This is a genomic window from Siccirubricoccus deserti (genome assembly GCF_014283215.1).
In the GTDB taxonomy this organism is placed as follows: Bacteria; Pseudomonadota; Alphaproteobacteria; order Acetobacterales; family Acetobacteraceae; genus Siccirubricoccus; species Siccirubricoccus deserti.
The window spans coordinates 2,036-4,949 of sequence record NZ_JACOMF010000135.1 but is presented as its reverse complement, the minus strand read 5'-3'; the positions used below and the strand labels follow the sequence as shown (position 1 = coordinate 4,949).

Annotated in this window: 1 protein-coding gene and 1 pseudogene; both read left to right on the top strand. The window is 66.1% G+C overall.

Annotated features, from left to right (window positions below):
• Positions 1–112: pseudogene (locus tag H7965_RS28630) on the top strand (IS630 family transposase); the annotation flags it as partial.
• 1,820 nt (positions 113–1,932) lie between these two features.
• A partial coding sequence (locus H7965_RS28625; RefSeq protein WP_186773916.1) for an IS5 family transposase occupies positions 1,933–2,914 on the top strand: 982 nt, incomplete at its 3' end.

Here is a 2,914-nt window from a genome sequence, read left to right as displayed (position 1 = left end):
CGCCGCGCGGACCATCGACGGGCTCTGGGATGCCATCCGCGACGCCCTGCCACGCTTTACCCCGGAAGAGTGCCGAAACTACTTCACCGCCGCAGGCTATGAACCAGAATGATCGGATTCCGCCCTAGCCTCGCCATGCCCATGCAGCTCGGCGGTACCGCAATCGCACGCTAGAGGATAGTACGGGCCTGGGATGCCATCCGCGACGCCCTGCCACGCTTTACCCCGGAAGAGTGCCGAAACTACTTCACCGCCGCAGGCTATGAACCAGAATGATCGGATTCCGCCCTAGCCTCGCCATGCCCATGCAGCTCGGCGGTACCGCAATCGCACGCTAGAGGATAGTACGGGCCAGCTGAGCTGATTTGGGTGCAGTTGAATGCGCTTGCCGATTTTGCTGCCGGCATCTGCATCGAGTTCCGCCTGCTATTGAAGATGGCCCAAGCCAACTCAAGAGGTGCAGCGTCGATTGAGGTGAATGCCGTCTAGCAAGACGTAGCCGTCCGCTGTGTCTGGCAACCGGGCGCTGGTTGCACCCTACCGGACGGTGCTTCCCGAAGCTACCGGGCAGCGCGAGCACACGCTGCGGGAGGAGTTCGACGAGCTGCGATACCCGGAACGCTATGGCGTGGCTTGGTGGATGATGCACAGTTCTGCCGCTCCCTGCGCCCGAAAGCGGGCATGCCGCTTCCGGCCAGCATCGGACATTCAGCCGCCTCGCCTCGATATTTGAGAAGGGGCGGGCGATGCAGTTCCGCCGAAGGCTTTGGCGAGCATCGCTCCATGCGAGAACGGCCCGTCAGGGCGAGCTCAGATTGGCGCAGGCCGTCCACCACCGGGTTTGCACGGTGGAGTCCAGGACGTCGGCGAAGAAACCCTGGCCATTCTCGCTGAAGTCGACAGCGCATATCGGCCCAGCCGGGGTGTCCATCTGTCGGACGCCTACCATTCGGCGTCAGGCAAGTGGAGGCGTGCCGGGCGTCTGCTGAAGCTGCTGCACCTGCTGCGCCAGGGTCATGGAAGGGCAGACCGAGACATGCAGAGATTGCGCCGTCAGTGGCGCAGGACTGCCGATCGCGACCAGGCAAGCGGTCGCAACCGCATGGCATATTCGCATGGCTCGTCTCCTCCCGAGTGGCGTCGACGTACCCATAAGCAGTATGGGGCACCTAGTGGCGGAGATGGTGTTAGGGTTCATTCAGCGGTGTTGTGCCTGCTCCAGCGCGAGGTTCCAGGTTTCAAAAGTGAGGCGTTCCCGGACAGGGACACGGGGAGCGGTGGAGACAAACCCATCAAGACCTACCGCCCGCCCGAGAATCCTCTGTCGGAGCTAAACCACTGCGGCCTTTGCCGAAGGTGCGGAGGCTAAGCCCACCTCGCCCTCCCAAGTCCCACATCATTGTCAGCAGTGTCCGATGGACCACGATGTTTGCTGCCAGCGCCGTGCGACTGGGCATTCGGGTTTCCAACCCCCGCGGGAGCTGCCGCTCGGAAACCGGCCATTTTCCTCGCTTCGAACCTTGGGACTAAATCCGCCAGGTCCCAAGGTTCGGAGAGAAAGCGCCGTCCGGAGAGAGGATTCAGTGTTCGTTCCGCCTTCGCAAGCCCAAGGTCGCCGCCCTGACCCAGGCGAAACCTGCCGTTCCGGGCGCTGTCGGCCCGGACGGAGAGCGTTTCTCCGGAAGCGAATGGTGTGGGCGAAGGAACCGGGAGCGAACACTCTCTGGGGCATTGGAGGGCAAGCCACAGGAGCAGCCCGATCCGTGGCCACCTCGACGTTTAGCACTTTTGAGCTGCTGAAGCGCCTGCTCGTCGACCCAGCGTGCCTTGACGGCAGCGGCAAGGGCGCGCAGCGGAGACCTCTGCGAAACGCCTTGCTGGACGGGCGATGGGCTGGTTCGCTGCGCCTCGTGACGGAATGGCGGGGCGGGGATGGGTCAGCGTCGGATCGGACAGGCGAGCCTGGCGGAGGCGCTGCTGCCGGCGGGTGCGGGGTCCAATCGCTGGCTGGACCGCATCCTCGGCCTGATCGACTGGTCTTCGATGGAGCGCCTTCTCGCGCCGCTGCGCGCGCCCACAGGCCGGCCCGGCTATCCGCCGCTGGCGCTGTTCCGCGCGCTGTTGCTGGCGCAGTGGTACCAGCTCTCCGATCCCGGTCTCGAGGAGGCGCTGGCCGACCGGCTATCGTTCCGGCGCTTTTGCGGCTTCGGCCTCGACGACGGCACGCCGGACGAGACCACGCTGTGCTGGTTCCGCGCTGCGCTGGCCGAGCGCGGCCTCGCCGAGGCGCTGTTCGCCGAGCTGAACCGCCAACTCGACGCCAAGGGTCTGGTGCTGAAGGCCGGCACGCTGATCGGCGCGACGCTGGTCGAGGCGGCGGTCGTCCGTCCGCCGCGGAGTGAGGGCGAGGTGTCCACCAAGGACCCTGAGGCCGGCTTCACCCGGCGTGGCCAGCGCAGCATCTTCGGGTTCAAGGCGCATGTCGCGGTGGACCTCGGCTCGGATCTGATCCGCGATGCTGTGCTGACCGGGGCCGATGTCGGCGACAGCCTGGCGGCCGATGGGCTGGTGCAGGGCGACGAGGCGGCGGTGTTCATGGACAAGGCGTACGACAGCGCCGCCCGGCGCGAGACACTGGCTGAGGCCGGCATCGTCGACGGCATCATGCATCGCGGCCATGCGCGCCGACCCCTCACAGCCTGGCAGCGCTGGATGAACACCGCGCTGGCGCCGATCCGTGGCCAGGTCGAACGTGCCTTCGGCACGCTGAAGCGCAGCTACGGATGGCGTCGGGTCCGCTATCGCGGCCTGATCCGCAACGGCGCCCATCTGCACCTGCTCTGCACAGCGATGAACCTGCGCCGCGCCGAACGCCTCATCGCCCGACGGGAGAGGTGCGTCCAACGCCCGGCTT